Source organism: Streptomyces sp. NPDC048278 (genome assembly GCF_040652195.1).
Lineage (GTDB): Bacteria > Actinomycetota > Actinomycetes > Streptomycetales > Streptomycetaceae > Streptomyces.
In genome coordinates, this window is record NZ_JBEZLP010000021.1 from 116,585 (window position 1) to 141,762 (window position 25,178).

Here is a 25,178-nt window from a genome sequence, read left to right on the forward strand (position 1 = left end):
GGGCAGGCGGCTCAGCTGAACGCCGACGCACAGGTGGTGGCGGTGGCGTGGGCCGGGTCGAGCGCGTTGGCCACCTCGTGGAAGGCGATCCGGTCGAAGAGCCCGATCGCCACGTGCTCGGAGAGGTCGAGCGAGCAGAGGTCCTGGAGCAGGACGTTGTGGACGTCGGAGCCGCTCAGGAACTGGCTCTGCCAGGGCGTGGCCACCTCGTCGTACTTGGTGGAGATGACCGTGTACTGCACGCCGGGGACGGTGTCGCCGCCCGCGTTGAGCTTGGTGAGGAAGGCGGAGCCGGGGATCTGGTCGGCGAGGCCGGGGGTGGTGGCGTTGATCAGGTCCGAGGCGCCGGGGAAGTACGGCAGCAGGTTGGTGAGGCCGCTGAGGGTGGCGCCGTGGTTGTCGGGGGCGAGGCCGACGAGGGCGTTCACCTTGGCGGCGCCGCCGAGGAACCTCAGGTAGTAGCGGGGCATCATGCCGCCCTGGGAGTGGCCGACGAGGTCGGCCTTGGCGGCGCCGGTCGCGGCGAGCACTTTGTCCACGAAGGCGGAGAGTTGCTCTGCCGACTTGTCGATGGGGCCGAGGCCGTAGAAGACGGGGACGCCGGACAGCTGACCGTAGTCGAGGGAGAAGACGCAGTAGCCGCGGTCCTCCAGGTACGGGGCGAGGGAGAGCCAGTTGTCGACGGAGTTGCCGAGGGTGCCGTGGACCAGGACCACCGGGCGGGGGTGGGCGGCGGAGGGACGGCAGGAGTAGTCGTTCCAGCCGGTCGTGGGGGCACTGGAGGCGTGGGCGGTGGCGGCGGGAACGGTGGCGACGGCGGCGGCGAGGAGCAGCGCGGTGAGGGGTCTGAGCACTCGTTTCCAGGGCAGCATCGGGTGATCTCCTTGCGGCTCAAGGGAGGTACGACGGCCTTACGCCCTGTGATCCGGATCACGAAGGATGCTGTTCACCCATCAAGTTACGGACGAGTAGTGCAAGCGTGAAGTTACGCGTCGGTAAAACTTCCGAGTAACCGGTCGCACGCCACTCACCTGACGGAGTGTCACCAGCTGGGCCCGAGAAGACCATAGGGCGTAATACGCCCCAAACACTCCCGCAACACCAGCCCCGCACGACCTCCGCGACCGACCGACGCACCCATGGGCGCACCGGATCGGACACCAGCACTGTCCACCCCGTGCAGGAATGTCCCTAAAGTTCGATTCCCCCCCTCCCCTGACATTCGTCACCCGGCGGCGATTTCCCCCAACTGCTCCGTCCGGTCCGGGAACTGACCGGGCGACGCCCGTTTCGAACACCGCCCACCCCTCAAAGAATCGTCCGCACGTTCGATTAAGAGTCGCTGACCGGGGCTGATGGGGTTAGAGTAATCGAACGCGAGTACGATGAACATATCGGGTGTATCGGGTTTGTGGCTGAAAAGGGGTGGAGTGATGGAGGTGCGGCATGACGGGCTTCGCCCATCTGCACGTCGCGTCCGGTTACTCCGCTCGCTACGGCGCCTCCCATCCCGAGCAGCTCGTCCGGCGGGCGGCGGAGCGGGGCGTGTCCGCACTCGCGCTCACCGACCGGGACACGGTCACCGGAGCTGTTCGATTCGCACGGGCCTGTGCGAAGGAGGGGGTCCGGCCGGTCTTCGGCATCGACCTCGCGGTGGCGGCCCTGGCGCCTCCACCGCCCGCCCTCCGGCGCCGTACCCCGGCGCGCGGCGGCGCGCACGTGGCCGAGCCGCCGCTGCGGTTCGTGCTGCTCGCCCAGGACCGGGCGGGCTGGGCCCGGCTGTGCCGGATCACGTCGGCCGCCCACGTCGGGGCCGTGTCCGGCGTGCCGCCGGTGGTGCCGTGGGAGGCGCTGCGCGAGTACGGCGGCCCCGGCCTGACCGTGCTGCTCGGCCCGCTCTCGGAGCCGGTGCGGGCGCTGTCGGTGGGGCGGGAGGACGTCGCGGTGAAGCTGCTGGCGCCCTGGCAGGAGATCTTCGGGAGGGATGTTCGATTGGAAGCCGTCGCGCAGAAACGTTCCGGCACGGGTCCGGGATCCCTGCGCCTGGCCGCCCGCACCCTCGCCCTGGCCGACCGCACCGGCACCACCGCCGTCCTCTCCAACGCCGTCCGCTACGCCGACCCCGACCAGCACCGCCTCGCCGACGTCCTGGACGCCGCCCGGCTGCTCAGGCCGATCGACCGGCGCCGGCTGGACAGTGGGCAACGCTGGCTCAGGGACGGGAAGGGGATGGCGGCCGTCGCCCGCATGGTCACCGACTGCGCAGGAACGGACGCCCGCAGAGCCCACCGGCTGATGGCGGACACCGCCGCCACCGCGACCGCCTGCACCGTGGATCCGGCGGCCGACCTCGGCCTCGGCACCCCGCACCTCCCCGAACCGGCGCTCTTCGGCGCCGAGCCCGGAGCCGGCGGCGCGGCCCGGCTGCTGCGGCAGAAGTCCGAAGCCGGCCTGGCCCGGCGCGGCCTCGACGGCGACCGGAAGGCGCTCGCCCGGCTGGACGAGGAGCTCGCCGTCATCTCCCACTGGAACTACGACGCGTACTTCCTCGCCGTCGGACAGGTCGTCGCCGACATCCGGGCCAAGGGCATCCGGGTCGCGGCCCGCGGCTCCGGCGCCGGCTCCCTGGTCTGCCACGCCCTGGACATCGCCACCGCCAACCCGCTCGACCACAGCCTGCTGTTCGAACGCTTCCTCAGCATGCGCCGGGAGTCACTGCCCGACATCGACATCGACGTGGAGTCCGCCCGCCGTCTGGAGTGCTACGACACGATCTTCGAACGCTTCGGCAAGGAGCGGGTGGCGGTCACCGCCATGCCCGAGACCTACCGCGCCCGCCGGGCCCTGCGGGACACCGGCCTCGCCCTCGGCATCCCGCCCGCCGACGTCGACCGGATCGCCAAGAGCTTCCCGCACCTGCGCGCCTGCGACATCGGCAGTGCCCTCGCCGAACTGCCCGAACTACGGCAACTGGCCGCCGAGGCACACCGGTACGGCCCGCTGTGGGAGCTCGCCGAGGGCCTCGACTCCCTGGTCCACGGCATGGCCATGCACCCCTGCGGCGTGGTCATCAGCGACGCCGGCCTCCTGGACCGGCTGCCGGTGCAGCCCACGCCGCAGGGCGACTACCCCATGGCCATGGCGGCGAAGGAGGAGATCGAGGCGCTGGGCAATATCAAACTCGACGTCCTGGGCGTCCGGATGCAGTCCGCGATGGCCCACGCCGTCACCGAGATCGAACGCACCACCGGCAACCACATCGACCTCGACGACCCCGGGCAGGTACCGCTCGACGACGTCTTCGCCTTCAAGCTCATCCAGGCCAGCCAGACCCTCGGCCTGTTCCAGCTGGAGTCCCCCGGCCAGCAGGACCTGCTGTCCCGGCTCCAGCCCCGCGACGTCCAGGACGTCATCGCCGACATCAGCCTCTTCCGTCCCGGTCCGGTCGCCGGCGGCATGCCCGAGCGCTACATCGCCGCCCGCCACGGCGGCACACCCGACTACGCCCACCCGGACCTCGAACCCGTCCTCGCCGACACCTACGGCGTGACCATCTGGCACGAGCAGATCATCGAGACGCTGCGGGTGCTGACGGGGTGCGACCGGGCCTTCGGGGAGATCACCCGGCGGGCGCTCGGCGACAAGGAGCAACTGCCCAGGATCAGGGACTGGTTCCACGAGCGGGCCCGCGGGCGCGGTTACAGCGCGGCCGTCCGGGACGAGGTGTGGAAGACCGTCGAGGCCTTCGGCGCGTACGGCTTCTGCCGCGCCCACGCGGTCGCCTTCGCCGTGCCCGCCCTGCAGAGTGCCTGGCTCAAGGCGCACTACCCGGCGTTCCTGCTGGCCGGCCTGCTCGAACACGACCCAGGGATGTGGCCCAAGCGGGTCCTGGTCGCCGACGCCCGCCGGGGCGGGGTTCCGGTCCTGCCCGTCGACGTCAACGACTCCCGGGTGAAGCACACCGTGGAGAAGACCGACGGAGACCGGTGGGGGGTGCGGCTCGCCCTGTCCGGGGTGCGCGGCATCAGCGGGGAGGAGAGTGCCCGGATCGAGGAGGGGCAGCCGTACGGATCGCTCTCCGACTTCTGGCAGCGGGCCCGCCCCAGCAGACCGGTCGCCGAACGCCTCGCCGAGATCGGCGCGTTGACCTGTCTGCACGACGGCCGCCTCACCCGGCGCGATCTGCTGCTCCAGATCGCCGAACTCCACCGGGCCTCCCGGGTGCGGTCCGCGGGCAAGGGCCAGCTGCCCATCGACGCGGGCGCCGTCGGCGGGGCGGAACCGAGCGGGCTGCCGGAGCTGACCGGCCGCGAGGCCCTGAGCGCCGAGCTGAACACCCTCGGCATCGACGTCTCCCGGCACCTGATGGAGCACCATCACCGGCTGCTCCGCGAGATCGGCGCGACCAACGCGGCCCACCTGGCGGGCCTGCGCGCCGGCCGGCAGGTCCTGGTCGCGGGGGTGCGGGCCTCGACCCAGACCCCGCCGATCGCGAGCGGCAAGCGGATCATCTTCGTCACCCTGGAGGACGGCTCCGGACTCGTCGACCTGGCCTTCTTCGAGGACTCCCACCCGGCCTGCGCGCACACCGTCTTCCACAGCGGGCTGCTGCTGGTGCGCGGCACGGTCCAGGTGCGCGGCACCCGCCGTACCGTCGTCGGGACCATGGCCTGGGACCTGGACGAGATCGCCGCCGCGCGTCGGGACAACGGCCCCGAGGCCGCCCTCGCCCTCCTCGGCCGGACCCGCCCGCACCCGACGCCCGCCCAGCCGCGGCGCACCCTGGCCGACGGCACCGCGGGCGCCCGCCTCCACCCGTACGCCGACCTCCAGCCGGCCGGCACCCGCTCGGCCGACCTGAAGAAGTTCGGCCACCGAAGCCCCGGGAGCGCGGGATGAGCGGGATGAGCGGGATGAGCAAGGTGAACGGGACGAGCGGGACGAGTGCACGGCAGCGGCACATCGCCCACCTCCATCTGCACGCCCCGCTGACCGAGGTCCGGTACGGCGACGTAATCGAACTGATGTCCGGAATCACGCCGCACGTCCAGACCGTTCCGCCCAACGCCGTCCAACTCGACCTGACGTCGGCGCTCCGGTACTTCGGCCTGTCGCCCTACGACGTGGTCCAGACGGCGATGATGAGACTGAAGGCGCTCTACGGCATCGACAGCAGCGCCGGGCTCGCGGCCAACCGCATGCTGGCGGCCATGGCGGCCGACGCCTCCGCGCCCGGCGACACCACCTGGGTCCCCGCCGCACAGGCGGCCGACTGGCTGTATCCACGGCCGGTCACCGCGCTGCCCGGGATCGGCCGCAGCACGGCGGAGACGCTCGGCCGGTACGGACTGCACACCATCGGGCAGGTCGTCGACCTGCCCGCGGGAACCCTGCAACGACTGCTCGGAGCGGGCCCCGCCCGGCTGCTGTCCGAACGCGCCCGTGGCCACGACCCGCGTCCGGTCACCCCCGCGGAGCCCACGGCACACCTGATCGCCGATCTGCTGCTGGAGCGGGACTGTCTCGACCCGGCACAGCAGCACCGAGCGGTCCTCGGACTCGCCGACCGGGTAGGACAGCGCCTGCGCGGCGAACACCAGGTCGCGGGCCGGCTCACCCTCACGGTGCGGTACGCCGACCGCAGCTCCACCACACGCACCCGCACACTGCCGGAGCCGACCAACCACTCGCCCGTCCTCGCGACACATGCCCTGGGCCTGCTGGACGTACTGGGGCTCCAGCGAGCGAGAGTCCGCGCCTTCGCGGTCCGTGCCGACGCCCTGCTGCCGGAAGGCAACGCCAGCCGGCAGCTCTCCATGGATCCGGGCGACGAGCGCGCCCGCGCCGCCGAAGCCGCCGCGGACCGTGCCCGCCGCCGCTACGGACCCGGGGCGATACGGCCGGCGGCGCTGGCCGACTGACCGCTTCCGCTTCCGCTTCCGCCGACACGGAACGGGCGGAACCGGCGGAACCGGCTCAGGAACCGACCACGGCCGCAGTGGGTCCGGCGGACGTCGTGCCGTTGCCGGACGGGGCCGGCGCGGCGACGGTGAAGGCGTCGCGGAAGGCGTCCAGGGCCGCGTCGGAGTCGTCGCGGGCCCAGCCTTCGAGGCCGATCACGCCGGTGTAGCCGAAGCCGTGCAGGGCGCGTGCGACGGCGGGGTAGTGGATCTCGCCGGTGCCCGGTTCGCAGCGTCCGGGGACGTCGGCGACCTGGATCTCACCGATGTAGGGCAGTGCCCGACGGCAGAGTTCGACGAGGTTCCCCTCGCCGATCTGGGCGTGGTACAGGTCCAGGTTCATGCGCAGGTACGGGCTGTCCACGGCGCGGACGAGGGCCAGGGTGTCGGCGGCACGGGCGAAGGGGGTGCCCGGGTGGTCGACGGCCAGGTTGAGGTTCTCCAGGGTGAAGACCCGGCCCGCGGCCTCACCCAGCTCCGCGACGCGCCGCAGGGTGTCGGCGGCCGTGAGCCACATGCCGGGCGTGACGGCCTCGACGGGGCGGACGGGGAGGCCCCGGTCGTCGAGACCGGTGCCGTGCAGGTTCAGGCGCGGGGAGTCGATCCTGGCGGCTGCCTCCAGAGAGGTGCGGGCCGAGGAGAGCAGTGCGTCGATGCCGTCGGGGTCGGTGAGGTTGCCGGTGAGGTAGCCGGTCATGGAGGAGAAGGTCGCGCCGGTGGCGGCCAGGGCGTCGAGGTCCTTGGCCGACCAGTCCCAGATCTCCACCTGGAAGCCGCGCTCGGCGATCCGGGTCACGCGCTCGGTGAACGGCCGGTCCTGGTAGAGCATTTCGGCACTGGCGGCCAGCACGAAGGGCCGGAGACGGTCGGGGGAATCGTCGGCGACGACCATGTCGGTGCTCCCAGAGACTAGTACGTTCTAGTCGGGAAGGTAAGCGCACTCCGGGGATCGGGTCAAGGGGTCGATATGCTCGGCGGAGGGCCGTCCGGCCGGGCGGCTGAACCGCATTCGACCAGGTGGGGAAGTGGCGAAGTGACGGAGCTGGACGGCGACGCCGGCGACGGCGACGAGGAGTCGCTCCCCGCGCAGACCGCCGCCGGCTCCCCGCGCAAGGGGCGCCCGACCATGGCGGACGTGGCGCGAGCCGCCGGTATCTCCACCGCCCTCGTCTCGATCGTGATCCGCGGTGTCCCGGGGGCCAGCGACGAGACCCGGCGGCGCGTGCTCCGGATCGCCGACGAGCTGGGATACGTCCCGGACCAGCGCGCCCAGAAGCTGCGGCGGTCCAGTTCGCGGGTGCTCGGTGTCGTCTTCGAGCTCCAGCAGCCCTTCCACGGCGATCTCGTCGAGCATCTCTACGCCGCCGCGGCCCGGCACGGCTACGAGGCGGTGATCAGCGCGGTGGCCCCCAGCCGCGCGGAGTCCACGGCGGTCGACGCCCTGCTCCGTGAACGCTGCGAGGCCGCCGTCCTGCTGGGCAGCCGCCTGTCCGGCGAGGAACTCGAACGCCTGGGCCGCCGGTTGCCGACCCTTCTCGTCGCCCGCCGCAGCGGTCTGCCGGGCGTGGGTTCCGTCCGCGGTGACGACCTGGTGGGCATCAGGCTCGCGGTCGACCACCTCGTCGGCCTCGGGCACCGGCGGATCGCGCACATCGACGGGGCCGGCGCCCCGGGCAGTTCCGACCGTCGGCTCGGTTTTCTGCAGGGGATGGCGGACCACGGGCTGGCCGACTCCGCCGACGTGCTCGCGGGCGGCCTGACCGAGGAGGCCGGGGCGGAGGGCGTGCGCTACCTGCTGGACCGTCAGGTGCCGCCGCCCACGGCGGTCATCGCCTTCAACGACCGGACGGCCACCGGCGTCCTGGACGTACTCGCGCATCGGGGCCGCAAGGTGCCCGGGGAGATCTCCGTGGTCGGCTACGACGACTCGCGGCTGGCGAAGATGCCGCATGTGCAGCTCACCACCGTCTCCCAGGACGCGGCCGGCATGGCGGACGCCGCGGTGACCGCGGTACTGGACCTCATCAGGGGCGGCACCCCGCGGGAGACCGTGCTCACGCCCCGCCTGGTCGAACGCTCGACGACCGGCCCGGCTCCTCGCTGACCGCCCGCCTGGAACGTTCTACCCCTCGCGGGGCGAAGGGCGACCGGCCGGGCAGCCGGGCAGCCGGGCAGCCGGGCAGCCGGGTGCGACACCCGCCGTGTCCCGGCGGGTGTCGCCGGTCCGGACAGCGGCGGGCGTCAGCCGATCCGGGCCCCGGTCGCGGACAGCGCCTCCGTCACCGGCTGGAAGAACGTCTCCCCGCCGGAGGTGCAGTCGCCGCTGCCGCCCGAGGTCAGGCCGATCGCGCTGCTGCCCGAGAAGAGCGAGCCGCCGCTGTCGCCGGGCTCGGCGCACACGTCGGTCTGGATGAGCCCGCCTACCGTGCCCTCGGAGTAGTTCACGGTGGCGTCGAGGCCGGTGACCGTGCCGCCGTGGACCTGGGTGGTGGAGCCGCTGCGGGTCACCTTCATGCCGACGGTGGCCTCGGCCGCGCCGGTGATCTGCTGGGCGGAGCCGTCGTAGAGGTCGACCTCGCTCGGGTGGTCCACGGCCGAGGTGTACTTGACCAGCCCGAAGTCGTTGCCGGGGAAGCTGGACTGGGCGTTCTGGCCGATCACGTTCCCGGCGGAGTCCGACCAGGTGGAGATGGCCTCGGTGCAGTGCCCGGCGGTCAGGAAGTACGGCTGGCCGTCCTTGACCACGTTGAAGCCGAGCGAGCAGCGCCCGCCCGAGCCGCTGATCGCGTCGCCGCCGGCGATGAAGGGCTTGAACTCCCCCTTCGAGTGCCGGAGTTCGACCTTCCGGCCGAGTCCGTCGACGACCTTGGTGAGCTTGGCGAGGTCGGTGCCGGTGACCGTCCTGTCGGCGGTGACGACGACCTTGTTGCCGACCGGGTCGGTCGCCCACGAGGTGCCGGGGATGGTCGCGTCCTGCTTCAGGGCGGTGCGCGCGCCGTCGAGTGCGGCGAGGGAGTTGGCGACGACTCTCGCCTTCGCCCCGGCCGCCTCGACGGCCTTCGCGGCGGTGCCGTCGAGCACGTTGACGACGAGGTTCTTCGACCGGGCGTCGTAGTAGGTGCCCGCCGCGTCGGTGCCGAGGTCGGCGGCGAGTGTCGAGGCGAGCTTTCCGGCCGCCGGGGCGGACAGGATCCGCGGTGCGGCGGACTTGGCGGGCTCGCTCGCGTTCGCACTCTGGAAGGTCACTCCGGCGGCGACGAGCGCGGCGACAGCCGCGCCGGCGAGCGCCGTCCGGCGCCCGGGTATGCGTCGGTGCTTCAACTCATGTCCTCCTGTGGGGGGTCGGCCCGCAAGGTTGTGGGGACCTCGGAGACCGGAAGGCTGGTTGACGGCCGCCTACTATTCCGAGACCCACAGGGAGCACACAAGGTCGACTTCAGGTCTCGCGTGCGCGGATGTTGTGCGCCCCCTGTGCACGGATCGTGCACAACCGCCGAGCTGCCGACCGCCTGTCACTTCAGGAGGATTCGCACTGCAAACACCGCACGCGAGCGACAGGCGGCCGACAGTGACGTACGCCCCTGCCCCCTCACCGGCTACCCCTGGCCGGAATTCGCCCCTGCTGCCCCGCCGGCACCATCGGCCCCCGCGGCCGGGGGAAGTTGCTGCTGTGCCCGCTCCAGGAACCTCAGCAGCTCCACCGGGAACGGCAGCACCAGCGTCGAGTTCTTCTCGGCGGCGACCGCCACCACCGTCTGGAGCAGCCGCAGCTGGAGTGCGGCGGGCTGCTCCGACATCTCCTTCGCCGCCTCCGCGAGCTTCTTGGACGCCTGCAGTTCGGCGTCGGCGTTGATGACCCGGGCCCGGCGCTCCCGGTCGGCCTCGGCCTGCCGGGCCATGGACCGCTTCATGGTCTCGGGCAGCGAGACGTCCTTGATGTCGACGCGGTCGATGGTGACGCCCCACTCCACGGCCGGGCTGTCGATCATCAGCTCCAGGCCCTGGTTGAGCTTCTCGCGGTTGGACAGCAGGTCGTCCAGCTCGCTCTTGCCGATGATGGACCGCAGCGAGGTCTGCGCCATCTGCGAGACCGCGAACTTGTAGTCCTCGACCCGGACGACCGCCTCGGCGGGCGCGGTCACCTTGAAGTAGACGACGGCGTCCACGCGTACGGTCACGTTGTCCCGGGTGATGCCCTCCTGCGCGGGCACGGGCATCGTGACGATCTGCATGTTGACCTTCTGGAGCCGGTCCACGAAGGGGACGATCATGGTGAACCCGGGATCGCGCACCTTCGGTCGCAGCCGGCCGAGGCGGAACACCACGCCCCGCTCGTACTGTCTGACGACCCGTGCCGCGGCCAGCGCGTAGACCGCTCCGACGGACACGAGAGCGGCCCCGGCCGCCACCAACGCCTCGACCATGCCGGCCCCCAGAGGGTGACTGACTCCAACGGTCCTTCGACGGTAACTCCGGGGCCGTACAAGGGCGAGCCCCCGTACGCCGGTTGCGTACGGGGGTTCGCCGGAAGAGCCGGTCCGGATCCGGCCCGGAGCCGTTCCGAGGGGTCGTCAGCCGACGCTGACGCCGTAGTAGCTCAGCGCCTCGGTGACCGGCTGGAAGAAGGTCGTACCGCCGGAGGTGCAGTCGCCGCTGCCGCCGGAGGTCAGACCGTAGGCCACGGAACCGCCGTAGAGCGGGCCGCCGCTGTCGCCGCCCTCGGCGCAGACCGTGGTCTGGATCATGCCGTAGACGATGTCACCGCTGCCGTAGTTGACGGTGGCGTTGAGCGCGGTGACCCGGCCGCTGTGCGTGCCGGTGGTCGAACCGCGGCGGTACACCGTCGTCCCGACGCTGGGCGTGGCCGCGCTGGAGATGGTCTGGCTGCCGACCGCGCTCGGGTGCGCGATCGAGGTGTTGGTGTACTTGACCAGCGCGAAGTCGTTCGTCGGGAAGCTGTAGCCGACGTTGGTGCCCAGGACCGTGGTGTGGCCGGAGTTGCTGTACCAGGTCGAGGCCACCTCACCGCAGTGCCCGGCTGTCAGGAAGTAGTACGTGCTGCCACTGTGCACGTTGAAGCCGAGCGAGCAGCGGTAGGCGCCGCCGTAGATGGCGTCGCCGCCGGTGATCAGCTTCTTGAAGGTGCCGGGGGTGTGCTTGATGGTGAGCGCGCCGGAGTTGACGCCCGCCTGCCGCTTGATCTTGGCGATCTCGGCGTTGGAGACCGTGGAGTCCACGGTGAGGACGACACGGTTGGTCTTGCTGTCGACGGCCCAGGCGGTGCCGGGGACGTCCGCCTTCAGGACGGAGCCGTTCACGGCCTTCAGCTCGGTGGTGCTGAAGGTGTGGGTGTCACTCGCGCTCGCGGTGGGGACGGCGAGCGCCGCCGCGGCCAGGAAGCCGGTGCCCACGGCGATCAGCCGGGTCCGTCTCGTGATACCACTGCGGGGGGTCGTGCGCTTGATCCTCACTTTTCGTTCCCTCCCAGGGGAAGTCGGGGGCCCGCGTGGGGTCGGGGCCCGTGAGGCGCAGCCAGTGGGTGGCGCCCGGATTTCGGACACGCAATGCCCCTGACAAGCGCTGTGGGGGAGTATTCGGGCGAACGACCGGTACCCGCAAGGGTGCCTTTCGGCCGTGCGACCTTGTTCGAACCATGCCGCCTTTGCGTGATCCTGTCGCGGTCCGGGTGAGTTGACACCCTGTCGAATGTCCGTCGAACGCCCGTCGAATGCCTCAGACGAGCTTCCGCTCCCCCGCCTCGACGGCGACGTCAAGCGTGTTGCCCGGCGGCGGGAAAGGGCAGATGAAGTGGTCCGCGAAGGCGCACTGCGGCAGCTGCGCCCGGTTGAAGTCGACGGTGGTGGAGCCGTCGGCGGCCGGGGCGGCCGAATAGAGGAACCTGAACCGGAAGCCGCCCGCTCCGCCGGTGGTGTCGACCCGGACGGTGTGCGGATCGCCGTCGTAGGGCGTGAAGCGTCCCGGCACCGACCAGCGCGGGTCGTACGGGGTGGCGTCGATGCCCCGGAAGGCGCGGCGGGTCCCGGCGGCCGGGTCTTACTCCCGTACGCCCCAGAGCCGGACCTCACCGGCGAAGGGCTCGCCGTCCAGGGCCAGGCCGTCGGCCGCCGTCGCGGTGAGCACGACGCCGTCCCCGTCGGCCACCCCTATGCCGGGCAGGTCGGGGAGCCGGCCGTCCGGGTGGTCCTCGATCTGGGGGTCCCCCCAGGCCGTTCAGGCACTGGGGGAGGCTGCCGACCAGCGCGAGCGGCCCGTACGGCGCCGACACCGTCTCCTCGCGGTGTTCGTGCCAGCGCTTCCAGTCCCCGGCCGCGTCCGCGTTCATCCGATCAGCCCTTCCCTGGTCTTCGTCGTCACCCATGTCGTGTCTCTCCTACGCGCAAGGTATTTCACGGCGCCGCGAGTTGCCCGGCGGGCCGGGCGAGGCCGAGGTGCTCGCGCAGGGTGCTGCCCGGGTAGAAGGTGCGGAACAGACCGCGGTGCTGGAGGAGCGCCACGGTGCCGTTGACCAGCCGCTCCAGGTCGCGGCGCGGCTCTGCGGGGACCAGGTGGAAGCCGTCGGCGGCACCCTCGCCGTGCCAGCCTGCGACCAGCTCCGCCAGATCCACCGGACCGCCCCGGTACAGCGGCCCCTGCACGGTCTGCCGGGGCCCGCCGCCCCCGTGCCCCGGCTCGGCCGCGCGCTCCCCGTCGCCCAGGTCCACCACGAGACTCACCAGCACCCGCAGGGCGTCCGGCTCCCGCCCGAACTCCGCCGCCCGCTGCCGCAGTTCGTCGCGTACGGCGGCGGCCTGCGCGGAGCTCGCGGCCCGCACCAGGGCGACGTCGGCGTACCGGCCTGCGGCCTGCCGGGCGGCGGGCTCGGTGGCGTCGGCCACCCGGACGGGCTGCTCCGGCGCGGGCCCCGGGTCCTCGCTCCACCGGCCGGCCCGGCCCCGGCTGACCCGGTCGAGGTGGGCGACGGCGGCCTCGGGGCCGGTCGTCACCGGCACCAGCCCGATCCGCCGGGTGGCCGGGGCCACCTGCGCCAGTACGGTGAGCGCGTCGGTCTCCGGCCACCCGAACCGGTCGTCGAGCGTCACGAAGTCCAGCCCCCCGCTCTCGGCCAGCCGCACCAGCTCGACGTAGCGCTCCGCGTCGAACACGCCGACCTGGTCCACGGCGGCGGCCAGATGCAGCAGCCCCCGGCCGTACGAACCGGTCATCACCACGAACCTCCCTGTAAGACACCCTGTGAGACGGCCCGTGAGACAGCCCGTGGACCGGTCGGCGAAACGGCCTGTGAACCGGCCGGACACCGGCCGTGCCGCCCGCTCATGACACGACCCCCGCCAGGTCGGCCAGGAAGGCCAGCGCCGCGCGCGCCGTGGCGTCGTTCTGCCGGAACGCGGGCCCTCCGGTGCGCGGACGGGTGAAAGCGCCGGGCGTACGGCCGTTCGTGAACGGCCCGAGCGCGAACCGCCGGGGATGCGGCCGGCCGCCCCCGTCGAGGATCCGCCCGTCGGCGGGGTCCACCCGGAGCAGCCCGTCGGCCGTCTCGGCGGCCTCGTCCGCGGGCAGCCCGCGCAGCAACGCGTCCCGGGCCCGGCCCACGGTGGGTTCCGGCAGCCGCGCCTCGACCAGGGCCCGCGCCGCGACGGAGAACCCGGGCACGGTGTCGGCGGACGCCCGGAACACCCCGTCCTCGGCCGTCACCGTCATCCCGGCGCCGACGAACCGCAGCACCCCGGCCCGGGACAGCGCGAGCAGCTGCCGCAGCCGGGGGCCGGGCGGCCCGGAGGCGAGGTAGCTGAAGAAACCGTGCCACCAGGACCCGATGTCGCCGAGCCGCACCAACTGCCCGTAGACGGAGAGCAGTCCGAGGAACACCGCCAGGTCGGCGCTGTACGCGGGATCGTGCCGGCGGTCCAGGTCGGCCTCGACATAGCCGCGCAGCCCGGCCTGGAACTCCTCGTGCGACCCGTACCGCACCCCGTCCAGCGGGTGGTCCAGCGCCGCGAGATCGAGCCGGTCGGCCGGATCCGGTACGGCCGCCGCCACCAGCGCCCGCACCTCCGCCTCGCCCTCGGCGGCGGCGTACTTCTCCTCGAAGTCCCGCCAGGCGACGGCCGTCCGCTCGGGATGGACGGTGAACAGCCGGTGGTAGTGCGCGAAGCCCAGCTCCTTCTCCGCCAACGGCCACACGTCCCGCCGGAAGTCGAAGCCGCCCGGCCGGGCCAGCAGTGCGTCGATCTCGGCGGGGCCGAGGAAGCGGGGCAGCGGCGGGCGTTCGCCGGTCCAGTCGTACCCGATCTTCGAGTGGTACGGCACGCCGCGCCGCGACCCGACGTACAGCACCGGCTCCTGCCCGGACGGCACGTAGGTGTCGCCGTCGTAACGGCCGCCGCGCCCCTCCGTGAGCAGCACCATCAGGTCGACGAAGGCGAGCCCGAACCCCCGCACCAGCACCGGTTCGCCGGGCCGCAGCGCGGACAGGTCGCTGTCGGCGGTGAAGTCGGGCGGCAGGTGGACCAGGCCGTGCGCCTCGGCGTACTCGGCCAACGCGGCCTGTTCCGGGTCGAGTTCGGCGTCCAGGTGGCCGAGGGCGAGGACGACGAGGTCGGCGAGGAGCGGACGCGGCCGGCCCTCCAGCCAGACCTGCTGGCGGCCCTCGCGCGGCCCGCTGACCCGCAGCGCCCGGCGCGGGTGGTGGTGGACGGTGATGCCGTCCGGGAGGTCGGCGAGGGCGCGGTCGTAGACGTGGCGCAGGTAGCGGCCCTGGATCGGCCGGTCGGCGAAGGTACGGCCGTCCAGGCCCGCCCACTCGTGCAGGGTGGGGCCCTCACGCACCGGCCCGGCCATCCGCACCGACTCGTCCGTGAACATGGTGACGTCCTCGGCGTGCGAGTTCATCCACAGCAACGGCGACTGGGCGGCCCGCCAGATCCGCCCGGCGCCCGGCGGATGCGGGTCGACCAGATGGATGTCGAGGCCCGAACCGGCGTACAGCTCGGGCGCGTTGGCGGCGATGCGCTCCAGGAGTCCGGTCCCCCGCGGCCCGGCTCCCACGATCACCAGCTGGGGCCTCATCGGACGGCCTCGGGCCCGGGTATGCCGGGGACGGAGGAAACGGCGGTTCTGGCAAGGGTCTCGGAAGACATGCGAAGGCTCCGTGGCGGATCAATCGAACACGGTGGACGCGCACACGGGGTGCGGGTGCCTTCACACGGAACGCCGGTGCACGGCGTTCTTACGGCCGAGCCCCTCAGCAGGGCCGTCCGTCGACTCTACGGTGCCGTTTCCCCTCGCTGTCAAGGGTGTCCAGAGTGTGAGCAGCGCGTCTCAGGTCGGTTGACGGAGAACCGGAGACCTGTTCCACTTGGCCCATGCATCCGCAGCAGTGGCTGGTCAAGCGCTCCCACATCGACTTCGGTCGAGTGTGGTCCTGTTCCTGTTGAGCTGACCCCCTGCACGCCCCGCGACCGGCGGGGACCCTTCGCGTTCTCCCCTCGCCTTCACACGCACCCCCCTCCCCTCAGAAGCAGACGCCGCATCGACGCGCCCCAAAGGGGCGCGGGGAACTGCGCGAGCACCACATACGACAGGCACTCGCCGGACAACCCGCGCCCCCACGGCGACTAGCGCACCGCCACCGCCCTCCTCCTGGGTACGGACCTCACCCCGATCACCCGGTCCATCAGTGCGCCCAGCACGTCCCGCACCGACCCCCGCTCCCGCGCGTCGCACTCCAGCACCGGCACGTCCGCCCCGAGCCCCAACGCCTCCCGTACCTCCTCCAGGTCGAACCGCTCGGCGCCGTCGAAGCGGTTCACGGCGAGGACGAAAGGCGCCCCATGGGACTCGAAGTAGTCGACGGCGGGGAAGCACTCCTCGATCCGGCGGGTGTCCGCGAGGACCACCGTGCCCAGCGCTCCCTCCACCAGGTCGTCCCACAGGAACGAGAACCGGTCCTGCCCGGGCGTCCCGAACAGGTACAGCGCGACGGCCGGATCCAGCGTGATCCGGCCGAAGTCGAGCGCCACGGTCGTCGTGGTCTTGGACTCGACCCCGGCGAGCGAGTCGACGCCGACCGACACCTGGGTGATCGCCGCCTCCGTGTCCAGCGGCTCGATCTCCGAGATCGCCCCGATGAACGTCGTCTTGCCGACCCCCAGTCCCCCGCTCACCACGATCTTCACGGCGAGCGGCACGACCTTCTCAGAGCGCCCGGACATGGTCCCTGATCCTTTCGAGCAACGGGAGCGGCAGCTCCGCGGGTTGCCGGCAGGCGAGCTGTCCGGCGACGACGAGATCGGAGATCAGCACCTTGGCGACTCCGAGGGGGACGCCGACCCGGTGCGCCACCTCGGCGACCGTCGTCGGCTGCGCGCACACCGCCACGATGTGCCGGCGTTCGAACGTGAGCGACTCGTCCGGCGCGCCCACGGCCACGACCAGCGTCTCCAGCCGCAGGTCGGTCTGGAGCGGCTCGGCCCGCCCGCCGGTGATGATGAACGGCCGTACGAACGCCGTGTCCTCGACGGGTTCGGCGGGCTCCCGCGCACTCATCGTGGCAACGCCTGCCGCAGATCGGCGATGAGCGTCGGGGTCAGCAGGTCACCGGCCCGTTCCGCGAGCACCGCCATCTCGTAGCCGACGAGGCCCAGCTCGCCGCTGGAGTCCGCGAGGACACCGAGACAGCTGCCGTCCCGGATGGCGGAGACCAGCAGGAAGCCGCGCCCCATCTCGATCATGATGAGTTTGACCCCGTCGAAGCTGTACCGCTTGGACGCGCTGCGCGCGAGCGACGAGAGCCCCGACACGATCGCCGCGAGATGGTCGGCCTCGGTGCGGCCGAGCCCGTCCGAGACGGCGATCAGCAGCCCGTCGGAGGAGACGGCGACCGCGTCCCGTACCCCGTCCGTGGACCTGACGAAGTTCGCGAGCAGCCAGTTGAAGGTCCGCGAGTCGTTGGGGGTGTCGACGGTGGTCACTCGCCGTCCTCCTCGGTACGCGCCTCGGACACCTGAGCCTGCTCCTTCTTTTTCTCTTTCTCTTTCTCTTTCTCCTTCTCCACGCTGATCCCGCCCCGCATGTGCGCGCTGCGCAGGGTGGCGAGCATTCCGGAGACCTCCTCGGGGCTGCGGACGGGGGTGCGTTCGGCGGGTGCCGGGCGGCTGGGGCGGTCCGTCTCGCTGACGGCCTCCGAGATCGCGCTGCGCTGCGGTCGCTTCACGAGCCCGTTGCGGGTCCGGGCGGCCGAGGCCCCCTTCTTCTGCGGCTGTTCGGGCCTGGCCTCGGCGGCGACGGAGACGAGCTGCGTGTCGTCCGACTCCTTGCGCGGGGCCGGTACGGCGGCAGGCGCCTGCTGCTTCGGGGCTGTCGTGGCCTCGGTGAGCAGGTTGTCCGGGACGAGCACCCGGGCCACCACTCCGGCGGCCGGCGCTTCCCCGAGACGCACCTCGATCCCGCACTTGCGGGCGAGCGCGCCGACCACGAAGTGGCCGAGGAACCGGGTCGGCTCGGCCATGAAGCTGGCGGTGCCGGAGAGCCGTACGTTCGCCTCGGCGATCGCCTGGGCGTCCATGCCGAAGCCGTGGTCGACGATGGCGACCAGGTAGCCGGCGCTGGTGCGGCGGCCCTCGATCTCGACGTCCGAGTCCGGCGGGGAGAAGCTCAGCGCGTTCTCGATCAGCTCGGCGAGCAGGTGGGCGATCTCGGCGACGACCGCGCCGGTGAGGTGGGCCGGCTCGACCCGGCGCAGGGTGACCCGGCGGTACTCCTCGACCTCGGCGAGGGAGGCGCGCAGGACGTCCGTGACGGACAGCGGGGTGGACCAGGGGCGGGGGCTGGACTCCCCGGCGAGGACGAGCAGGCTCTCGGCGTTGCGGCGCATGCGGGTGGCGAGGTGGTCCAGCTCGAAGAGGTTGGCGAGGGTGGCGGGGTCGGCGTCCTCGTGCTCCAGCTTGTTGATGAAGCTGATCTGGCGGCGCACCAGGTTCTGGTTGCGGCGGCCGAGGCTGACCAGCGAGTCGGTGGCGTTGCGGCGCAGCACGGCCTGCTCGGTGGCCAGGTCGTAGGCGGCCCGCTGCACCCGGTCGAAGGCCTCGGCGACCTCCTTGACCTCGGCACCGGCCCGGCCGGAGACGGCGAGCGGGGCGGGCGGCTCGGGGTGTTCGCCGTAGGAGCCGTCCTGGACGGCGGCGACGGCCTTGGGCAGCCGCTCTCCGGCGACCTCGCGGGCCTGCTGGGCGAGTTCGGCGAGCGGCGCGGAGACGGACCGTACACAGTCCAGGGCGAGCGCGCCGAGCGCGGCGACGGTGCCCAGGGCGAGCAGCAGGAAGAGCAGCAGGTCGCGCTGGGCAGTGCCCTCCAGGGCCGAGGCCCGGTTCTCGACGTCGGTGCCGAGCGAGACCTGGACGTCCCGCAGCCCGTTGATGGTGGCGGTCATCGCGTCCCACCACTGCATGGGCGGGATGTCGTTCCACTTCAGCTTCCCGCCGCCCTTGACGGCGGTGTCCTCGTACGCCAGCGCGCGCTCGGCGTCCGGAGTGGTCATGGCCGCGTCCAGGCGGCGCTGCTGGGCGTCGGTGGCCGAGCGCGGGTAGGCGTCGAGGGCGGCGAGGCGGCCGGCCCGGATCTCCATGAACCTGCTGTAGTCGTCGCCCTGGAACTGCCCGGCGCGCACCGAGCCGAGCACGATGGCGCGCTCCTCGCCGGTGAACTCCTTGGCGTTGCCGAGGATCTGCAGCGTCTGGTAGGCGTCGCGCAGGGTGGCGTCGTGGACGTCGCTCAGGCCGAGGTCGAGCCGGTCGAGGACGGTGATGGTGGTGGTGAAGTAGTCGAAGGTGTCCTTCACCACGCCGGTGTGGTCGTCCGCGTGCTTGCGGATGCCGGCGAGGCCGTCGAGCCGGCCGAGGGACTCGCGCACCGAGCCGGCGGCGCTGTCGTCACGGCCCCGGAGCGCCTGGCCGAGCCGGTCGCGGGCGGTGTCGGTGGCCTTGCGCTGCGCGGGGAGCTTGCCCGCGAACTCCTTGACGCCGCCGACGTATCCGGTGGTGAGACCGCGCTCCTTCTGGAGTTCGTGGACGAGGCCCTGCAGCGTGATCTCCAGCCGGGCGTTGTCCGCGGTGGCGGAGGCGTTGCGGTAGGCGGAGACCTGCTCGGCGGCGGCGACGCCCAGCAGCGTCAGCAGGACGGCGAGGGCCAGGACCAGGATCCGCAGGAGCCTGGTGCGAATGGTGGCTGCTTGCACGGAAGTGCCTTAATCATGAGGCGAGTTGATGGATGTGCAGAACCGGGGGGAGAAATGGTTCTGCGCTTCGGCCAACGAACCTCTCCGGGCAGCGGTCACCCGATCATGTTTTTGTTTTACGTCACGGAAACAGGATCAAGGTGAATCCCGAGGCGGGCGTCCCGGCGCCACCCGTCCGTATACGGTGACGGACGCACACGCCGGTTGACGCCGTCCGCGACGCACCCGGGCCCGCCGACGCACCCCTGAGCCTGCGTCAAAGCCCCCCGGACCGCCTCGGTCCGTTCACCCTGACGCACCGTTCATCACCCGTACGCCGGAAACAATCATATTTCACTCTCAGTCAGCAGCCGTGTGAGCTACCGCCCTTGGGGTACCTGGGCTCTCGACGTTTTGGCTCTGCACCAGTACCGTCACAAACCCCCCGTGCGGCGTCTATCCACTTGGCGCGACATCCGCATCATGGACGACCATAGGGATGCGGAAGCAAGAAGGACCGCTGTGAGAGGAGGCGTCCATGGGATCGGTACGCAAGGCGAGTGCCTGGCTTGGCCTCGTCGACGACAACGATGACGAGCGCTACTACGACGACGACTACTCCGAAGGGACCGAGCAGCCCGGGGATGCCTGGGTCACCGACCCCCGGGTCAAGGTGGCCACGGACACCGCCGAGGAGAAGGGCCGCCGGATCGGCACGGTCACCCCGGACAGCTTCCGGGACGCCCGCGCGATCGGCGAGCTGTTCCGCGAGGGTGTGCCGGTCATCGTGAACCTCACGGCCATGGAGCCGGGCGACGCCAAGCGCGTGGTCGACTTCGCGGCCGGGCTGACCTTCGGCCTGCGCGGCACGATCGAGCGGGTCGCCAACCGGGTCTTCCTGCTGACCCCCTCGAACACCGAGATCGTCAGCGGTGAGCCGGCCAGGCGCCGCGAGGACGGCTTCTTCAACCAGAGCTGAGGCAGGGCCGCTCACCGGCCCTGCCCCCGCGCGGGGTCACCGGAAGGCGTCGAGCCCGGTGAGTGCCTTGCCCAGCACCAGCTGGTGCATCTCGACGGTGCCCTCGTAGGTGAGCACCGATTCCAGGTTGGTCGCGTGCCGCATGACGGGATATTCGAGCGAGATCCCGTTGGCCCCGAGGATCGTCCGCGCCGTACGGCAGATCTCGATCGCCTCCCGTACGTTGTTGAGCTTGCCGAAGCTGACCTGCTCGGGACGCAGGCGACCGGCATCCATCCGCCGCCCCAGGTGATGGGCGAGCAGGATCCCCTTGTGCAGTTCGACCGCCATGTCGGCGAGTTTGGCCTGGGTGAGCTGGAAGCCGCCGATGGGCCGACCGAACTGCTCCCGCGACTTCGCGTAGTCGACGGCGGTCTCGAAGCAGGTGCGGGCCGCGCCCATCGCGCCCCACACGATCCCGTACCGGGCGTGCGACAGACAGCTGAGCGGCCCCTTGAGCCCGGTGACCTCGGGCAGCACGGCGTCGGCCGGCAGCCGCACATCATCCATCACCAGCTCACTGGTGACACTCGCCCGCAACGACCACTTGTGCCTGATCTCGGGCGCCGCGAACCCCGGCGTGTCGGTGGGTACGACGAACCCGCGGATCCCGTTCTCCGTCTGGGCCCACACGACGGCGACGCCGGCCACCGACCCGTTGGTGATCCACATCTTCCGCCCGCTCAGCACCCAGTCGCCGCCGGCGTCACGCCGGGCGTTCGTCCGCATGGCGGCCGGGTCGGACCCGTGGTCGGGCTCGGTGAGCCCGAAGCACCCGATGACGTCGCCGGCGGCCATGCCCGGCAGCCACCGCTGCTTCTGCTCCTCACTCCCGAACCGGTGGATCGCGTACATGGCGAGCGACCCCTGTACCGACACGAGCGACCGGATGCCCGAGTCGGCGGCCTCCAGCTCCAGGCAGGCGAGCCCGTACTGTACGGCCGACGCCCCGGCGCATCCGTACCCGTCGAGCGACATCCCGAGCGCGCCGATCGACCCGAGCTCCTTGGCGAGCTCCCTGATGCCGGGCAACTCCCCGCTCTCGTACCACTCGGCGACGAACGGCAGCACCCGGTCCGCCGCCCAGCTCCGGACGGTCTCCCGTACGGCGAGATCCTCCGGCTCCAGAAGATCGTCGATCCCGAGCGGATCACCGGCATCGAACGGAGGCAACTTCACGGACGCGGACATCAGAACCCTCCCAAAACTAGCAGCGCTAGTTACAGTCTCCCCCGTCCCCCCACCCACGCACCACCCGTGCAGGTCACCCGAGAAGCAGAACTCTCTCCCGCGCCACGCATTCACCGCCGGCGCCAGCAGCCAGACGTCCCCACAGAGTCAGCCCCCAGCCCCCGCACCCGCACCCGCACCCGCACCCGCACCCGCACCCGCCAACGGCGAACTCCCCCCACAGGTCGCTTACCTCTCCCCCAACTCGCACGGGCGGTGCGCGGGTGGGAAAGGCCCTGACCCGCACCCGCCACCCGCGCACCACCCCCACAGGTCGCACGGGCGGTGCGCGGGTGGGCCGAGCGCGGCTACGCCGACACGCGGGAGCGTTCGGGTTCGCGAGGGGCGGGGAGGTCGACCGGTGCGGCGGTGTCCTCGCAGTGCATGGCGCGCGGTAGGCGCAGTGCCATCACGGCCCCCAGCAACAGCAACCCCGCGCTCACCAGCAACGTCACATGCAGCCCGTGCACGAAGGAATCCCGCGCCGCCCGCCGCAACGCCGCCCCCGCAGCCCCGCCCAGCCGCCCGGCGACCTCGTACGCCTCCCCCAGCGAATGCCCCGCCGCGGCCGACGCCGGCGCAGGCACCCCCGGCACCCCGGCCAGCCCCGGCGCATACGCCGCGTTCATCACGCTGCCGAGAAGCGCGATCCCGATCCCGGCACCCAGCTGGTACGACGTCTCGCCGATCGCCGCCGCCCCGCCGGCCTGCGCCGCAGGCGCCTCGCTCAGCATCGACTCGTACGCCCCGAACAGCGTGGTCTCCAGGCCGAACCCGAGCAGCAGGAAACCGACGAGCAGCAGGACCGCGTTGTCCGTCCCGCCCATCGGGGTCAGCACCAGCACCGCCACCGCGGTCAGGCAGAAGCCGAAGCACACCATCCGGCGCGGCCCGAAACGCCGCAGCAGCCGCGCCCCGGCCAGCCCCGCCGCCATCGCGGCGAGCGTCAGCGGCAGCAGCCGCAGCCCCGTCTGCAACGGTGAGAGGCCCAGCACCAGTTGCAGGTACTGCGCGGCGATCAGTTCGAGGCCCACGAGCGCCAGCATCGCCAGCACGATGCAGCCCACCGCCGTACTGAACGCGGGCCGCGCGAACATCTTCAGGTCCACCAGCGGGAACGCCCGCCGCCGTTGCCGCCGTACGAACAGCACCAGCAGCAGCGCACCCAGCAGCAGCGGCACCAACGTCAGCGCGCTGCCCGCCGGTTCGCCGCCGCCGAGGCGCTTCACCGCGAACACGACCCCGAACAGGCCGACCGCCGCCATCAGCGCGCCGACCACGTCCCAGGGGCCGTCGCGGTCGCCGCGGGACTCGGGCAGGAGGAGGCGCCCCACCGGGAGGCTGACCAGCATCAGCGGGATGTTGACCAGGAAGACGGAGCCCCACCAGAAGTGTTCGAGGAGGAAGCCGCCGAGGAGGGGGCCGACGGCCGCGCCGACCGCCGCCACCGCGCTCCAGATGCCGATGGCGAGGGCCCGTTCGCGCCGGTCGGGGAAGACCTGCCGGAGGATGGAGAGGGTCGCGGGCATGATCATCGCGCCGCCGACGCCGAGCAGTGCCCGGGCTCCGATCAGCGCCGCCGCGCTCGGCGCGAGGGCCGCCGCCGCGGAGGCGATGCCGAACAGGGCGTAGCCGAGGAGCAGGACCCGCCGCCGGCCCACCCGGTCGCCGAGCGTGCCGAACAGGATCAGCAGCGAGGCGCAGACCAGCGGGTAGACGTCGACGATCCAGAGCAGCTCCATGGCACCGGGCTTGAGGTCCTCGGTGACGGCCGGCACGGCGACGTGCAGCACGGTGGCGTCGAGGGCGACCAGCAGCAGGCTGACGCAGAGGACGACGAGGACGACCCAGCGGTTGGCACCGGCACCGGCCCCGGACACCGCACGACGGCGCGGTCGTACGGCGGCCGTGGTCGTCCCGGACATGTACGTACCTCCCAGATGGTCCCTCGCGTGCGGCGGAGCGGCGGGGTGGGGACTCCCCGTCGTACGGCCGGAGAGGAGCGGGGTCTCCGGCCCGCGCATACGAACGCGAGTGACATGCCAGCGTACGCGAGTTCGTTGCGGGGGCACGTGGCGGACCTCTCACACGCTCCGGAGAACTCATGTGGCGTACGCCACTGCCCCCGCTCCGCAGCACGGCCGCACCACGCCCGCGCCGACCCCGTGGTTCCGCGTCCCGTCGATAATCGAGCCCGTGACCGATCTTGAAACGCCCGTCGCGGCGCCGCGCGCCCCCGCCCTGCGCCGGGCGGCGCCGGCCCTGCTCGGGTACGCGGCCGTCCGCGCCCTCGGCCTGGTCGTGCTGGCCGGGTGGAGCGCGGCGCGGGGCAAGAGCGCGTACACCTTGTTGACGGCGCGCTGGGACTCGCTGTGGTACACGCGGGTCGCCGAACTGGGCTACGGCTACCAGGTGCGGCTGCCGAACGGCGACGTCCACTCCAACCTGGCCTTCTTCCCGCTGCTGCCCTGGCTGGAGCGGCTGCTGCACGCGCTCGCCCCGCTGTCGTACGCCGACGCCGGCCTCACGGTGAGCCTGCTCGCCTCGCTCGCCGCGGCCTGGGGGATCTTCGCGGTCACGGACGTCGTGTACGGCCGCCGGGTGGGGGTCTGCGCGGTGCTGGTGTGGGCCGTGCTGCCGGTCGGCGTCGTGCAGTCGATGGCGTACAGCGAATCGCTGTTCACGGCGCTGGCCGCGTGGTCGCTGTACGCCGTGCTGACCGGCCGCTGGGTGACCGCAGGGACGCTGGCCGCGCTGGCGGGGCTGACCCGGCCGGTGGGGCTCGCCGTGGTGGCGGCGGTGTGGACGGCGGGGGTGGTCTCGTTCGTGCGGGACCGAGGCAGGGGCGCGCTGGACGGTGGTACGGATCAACCGGACGGCGCGCGTCTCGACGAACGCGCCCCTGAGGCGTCCGGCGCGGCCCGAGCCCGGCGCGCCCCACAGACAACCGGCGCACCTCACGCACCACACGCCCCCCTCGCCCCCCTTGCCACCGTCCCCGGCGCCCCCGCCTGGCGCCGCGCCCTCGGCATGCTGCTCGCCCCGGTCGGCGCCGCCGCCTACGTCCTGTGGGTCGGCCACCGCACCGGCCGCGGCCCGCTCGGCTACCTGGACGTCCAGGCGGGCTGGCGTAACGGGTTCGACGGCGGCTATGCGTTCGCACGCTTCGTCGCCGACAAGTTCACGTCATTTCCGTCCGCTCTCGCCGGAGCGGGTTTGATCCTCGGCGTCGGCCTGCTGCTGTGGCTCTACGTGACCGGCGTCCGCCAGCGGCAGCCGCTCCCCCTGCTGGTCTACACGGGTGTCGTCCTCGCGCTCGCGCTCTGCGCGTCGAGCTACTTCGGGTCCAAGCCGCGGCTGCTGATGCCGGCCTTCCCGGTGCTGCTGCCGCTCGCCCGGGCCCTCGCCCGGCTGCGCGCCGGAAGATCGGCGCTGGTCACGGCCGGTGTGGCGGTGGCCTCGGCGGTGTATGGCGCGTTCTGGCTGAACGGCTCCGGACCTCCATGATCGTTCCGGTGGGCTCGATGAGCAGTGGGAGAATTCCACCCCACTCTTTGGTTAACGAATTCATAAGTGCCATAAAACGGCGGCCCGACATGATCAAAGGAATTGAAGGGCCGACCCGCCGAGGATTACGGAATCCTTAGAATTCGGAGACCTCCTGAGAGGTTTCCCACATCACATCGTCATCACAAAGCAGCAGTTTCGTCCGGGAACAGAGCTCACTCGCTGTAACGTC

General features: G+C 72.0%; 18 protein-coding genes and 1 pseudogene. 5 read left to right on the top strand and 14 right to left on the bottom strand.

Translation table 11 applies throughout. The features are described from left to right. Positions 1–11: 11 nt before the first annotated feature. Complete coding sequence (locus AB0D74_RS31240) at positions 12–872, bottom strand: alpha/beta fold hydrolase (RefSeq protein ID WP_362594443.1); 861 nt, start codon at positions 870–872, stop codon at positions 12–14. 574 nt (positions 873–1,446) lie between these two features. Here AB0D74_RS31240 and dnaE point away from each other — a divergent pair. Both dnaE and AB0D74_RS31250 read left to right on the top strand, forming a co-directional pair. Continuing rightward, entirely contained in the window at positions 1,447–4,899 is a 3,453-nt protein-coding gene (gene dnaE / locus AB0D74_RS31245; protein WP_362594445.1) for a DNA polymerase III subunit alpha, read from the top strand. Then, entirely contained in the window at positions 4,896–5,921 is a 1,026-nt protein-coding gene (locus AB0D74_RS31250; protein WP_362594447.1) for an ImpB/MucB/SamB family protein, read from the top strand. The genes dnaE and AB0D74_RS31250 overlap by 4 nt, the downstream gene beginning before the upstream one ends. Positions 5,922–5,976: 55 nt before the next feature. Here AB0D74_RS31250 and AB0D74_RS31255 read toward each other — a convergent pair whose 3' ends face one another. Beyond that, complete coding sequence (locus AB0D74_RS31255; RefSeq protein ID WP_362594449.1) at positions 5,977–6,852, bottom strand: TIM barrel protein; 876 nt, start codon at positions 6,850–6,852, stop codon at positions 5,977–5,979. A 141-nt stretch (positions 6,853–6,993) separates the two neighbouring features. Here AB0D74_RS31255 and AB0D74_RS31260 point away from each other — a divergent pair, with 141 nt between their 5' ends. Further along, positions 6,994–8,064: a LacI family DNA-binding transcriptional regulator gene (locus AB0D74_RS31260; protein WP_362594451.1), complete on the top strand. Its 1,071-nt coding sequence runs from the start codon at positions 6,994–6,996 to the stop codon at positions 8,062–8,064. Between the two features lie 137 nt (positions 8,065–8,201). Here AB0D74_RS31260 and AB0D74_RS31265 read toward each other — a convergent pair whose 3' ends face one another. From AB0D74_RS31265 to AB0D74_RS31310, 10 genes and pseudogenes are all read right to left on the bottom strand, one after another. Continuing rightward, complete coding sequence (locus AB0D74_RS31265; RefSeq protein WP_362594453.1) at positions 8,202–9,281, bottom strand: S1 family peptidase; 1,080 nt, start codon at positions 9,279–9,281, stop codon at positions 8,202–8,204. Between the two features lie 275 nt (positions 9,282–9,556). After that, positions 9,557–10,384, bottom strand: a complete 828-nt coding sequence (locus AB0D74_RS31270) for a slipin family protein (protein ID WP_362594455.1) — start codon at positions 10,382–10,384, stop codon at positions 9,557–9,559. A gap of 147 nt (positions 10,385–10,531) precedes the next feature. Further along, positions 10,532–11,431 (bottom strand): S1 family peptidase, encoded by a 900-nt coding sequence (locus AB0D74_RS31275; protein WP_362594457.1) that lies wholly within the window; start codon positions 11,429–11,431, stop codon positions 10,532–10,534. Positions 11,432–11,693: 262 nt separating this feature from the next. Then, positions 11,694–12,303 (bottom strand): annotated as a pseudogene (locus tag AB0D74_RS31280) (DUF1684 domain-containing protein). Between the two features lie 64 nt (positions 12,304–12,367). Then, positions 12,368–13,183 carry an LLM class flavin-dependent oxidoreductase gene (locus AB0D74_RS31285; protein ID WP_362594459.1) on the bottom strand — a complete coding sequence of 272 codons (816 nt, stop codon included), beginning with the start codon at positions 13,181–13,183 and terminating at the stop codon, positions 12,368–12,370. A 109-nt stretch (positions 13,184–13,292) separates the two neighbouring features. Continuing rightward, the gene (locus AB0D74_RS31290) at positions 13,293–15,047 is read right to left on the bottom strand and encodes an FAD/NAD(P)-binding protein (protein WP_362594461.1); all 1,755 of its coding nucleotides are present in this window, start codon (positions 15,045–15,047) and stop codon (positions 13,293–13,295) included. 548 nt (positions 15,048–15,595) lie between these two features. Further along, the gene (locus AB0D74_RS31295) at positions 15,596–16,192 is read right to left on the bottom strand and encodes an ATP/GTP-binding protein (protein WP_362594463.1); all 597 of its coding nucleotides are present in this window, start codon (positions 16,190–16,192) and stop codon (positions 15,596–15,598) included. Further along, entirely contained in the window at positions 16,176–16,526 is a 351-nt protein-coding gene (locus AB0D74_RS31300) for a DUF742 domain-containing protein (RefSeq protein ID WP_362594465.1), read from the bottom strand. Before AB0D74_RS31300 ends, AB0D74_RS31295 begins: the two co-directional genes overlap by 17 nt. After that, a complete protein-coding gene (locus AB0D74_RS31305) occupies positions 16,523–16,951 on the bottom strand; it encodes a roadblock/LC7 domain-containing protein (protein ID WP_362594467.1) in 429 nt (142 codons plus the stop codon). The genes AB0D74_RS31300 and AB0D74_RS31305 overlap by 4 nt, the downstream gene beginning before the upstream one ends. Beyond that, complete coding sequence (locus tag AB0D74_RS31310) at positions 16,948–19,212, bottom strand: nitrate- and nitrite sensing domain-containing protein (protein WP_362594469.1); 2,265 nt, start codon at positions 19,210–19,212, stop codon at positions 16,948–16,950. The genes AB0D74_RS31305 and AB0D74_RS31310 overlap by 4 nt, the downstream gene beginning before the upstream one ends. A 517-nt stretch (positions 19,213–19,729) precedes the next feature. Here AB0D74_RS31310 and AB0D74_RS31315 point away from each other — a divergent pair. Then, positions 19,730–20,170 (top strand): cell division protein SepF, encoded by a 441-nt coding sequence (locus AB0D74_RS31315; RefSeq protein WP_362594471.1) that lies wholly within the window; start codon positions 19,730–19,732, stop codon positions 20,168–20,170. 36 nt (positions 20,171–20,206) lie between these two features. Here AB0D74_RS31315 and AB0D74_RS31320 read toward each other — a convergent pair whose 3' ends face one another. After that, positions 20,207–21,400, bottom strand: a complete 1,194-nt coding sequence (locus AB0D74_RS31320; protein ID WP_362594473.1) for an acyl-CoA dehydrogenase family protein — start codon at positions 21,398–21,400, stop codon at positions 20,207–20,209. 347 nt (positions 21,401–21,747) lie between these two features. Further along, a complete protein-coding gene (locus tag AB0D74_RS31325; protein WP_362594475.1) occupies positions 21,748–23,364 on the bottom strand; it encodes an MFS transporter in 1,617 nt (538 codons plus the stop codon). Positions 23,365–23,635: 271 nt separating this feature from the next. On the opposite strand from AB0D74_RS31325, the gene AB0D74_RS31330 reads away from it, so the two are divergent. Next, positions 23,636–24,946 (top strand): mannosyltransferase family protein, encoded by a 1,311-nt coding sequence (locus AB0D74_RS31330; RefSeq protein WP_362594477.1) that lies wholly within the window; start codon positions 23,636–23,638, stop codon positions 24,944–24,946. Positions 24,947–25,178 lie beyond the last annotated feature (232 nt).

Excerpts from the sequence above, each read along its gene's own strand:
- AB0D74_RS31255 (WP_362594449.1), bottom strand. The coding sequence starts at position 6,852 with ATGGTCGTCGCCGACGATTCCCCCGACCGTCTCCGGCCCTTCGTGCTG.
- AB0D74_RS31290 (WP_362594461.1), bottom strand. The coding sequence starts at position 15,047 with ATGAGGCCCCAGCTGGTGATCGTGGGAGCCGGGCCGCGGGGGACCGGA.
- AB0D74_RS31295 (WP_362594463.1), bottom strand. The coding sequence starts at position 16,192 with ATGTCCGGGCGCTCTGAGAAGGTCGTGCCGCTCGCCGTGAAGATCGTG.
- AB0D74_RS31325 (WP_362594475.1), bottom strand. The coding sequence starts at position 23,364 with ATGTCCGGGACGACCACGGCCGCCGTACGACCGCGCCGTCGTGCGGTG.
- AB0D74_RS31300 (WP_362594465.1), bottom strand. The coding sequence starts at position 16,526 with ATGAGTGCGCGGGAGCCCGCCGAACCCGTCGAGGACACGGCGTTCGTA.
- AB0D74_RS31240 (WP_362594443.1), bottom strand. The coding sequence starts at position 872 with ATGCTGCCCTGGAAACGAGTGCTCAGACCCCTCACCGCGCTGCTCCTC.
- AB0D74_RS31285 (WP_362594459.1), bottom strand. The coding sequence starts at position 13,183 with ATGACCGGTTCGTACGGCCGGGGGCTGCTGCATCTGGCCGCCGCCGTG.
- AB0D74_RS31270 (WP_362594455.1), bottom strand. The coding sequence starts at position 10,384 with ATGGTCGAGGCGTTGGTGGCGGCCGGGGCCGCTCTCGTGTCCGTCGGA.
- AB0D74_RS31320 (WP_362594473.1), bottom strand. The coding sequence starts at position 21,400 with ATGTCCGCGTCCGTGAAGTTGCCTCCGTTCGATGCCGGTGATCCGCTC.
- AB0D74_RS31250 (WP_362594447.1), top strand. The coding sequence starts at position 4,896 with ATGAGCGGGATGAGCGGGATGAGCAAGGTGAACGGGACGAGCGGGACG.
- AB0D74_RS31315 (WP_362594471.1), top strand. The coding sequence starts at position 19,730 with ATGGGATCGGTACGCAAGGCGAGTGCCTGGCTTGGCCTCGTCGACGAC.
- dnaE (WP_362594445.1), top strand. The coding sequence starts at position 1,447 with ATGACGGGCTTCGCCCATCTGCACGTCGCGTCCGGTTACTCCGCTCGC.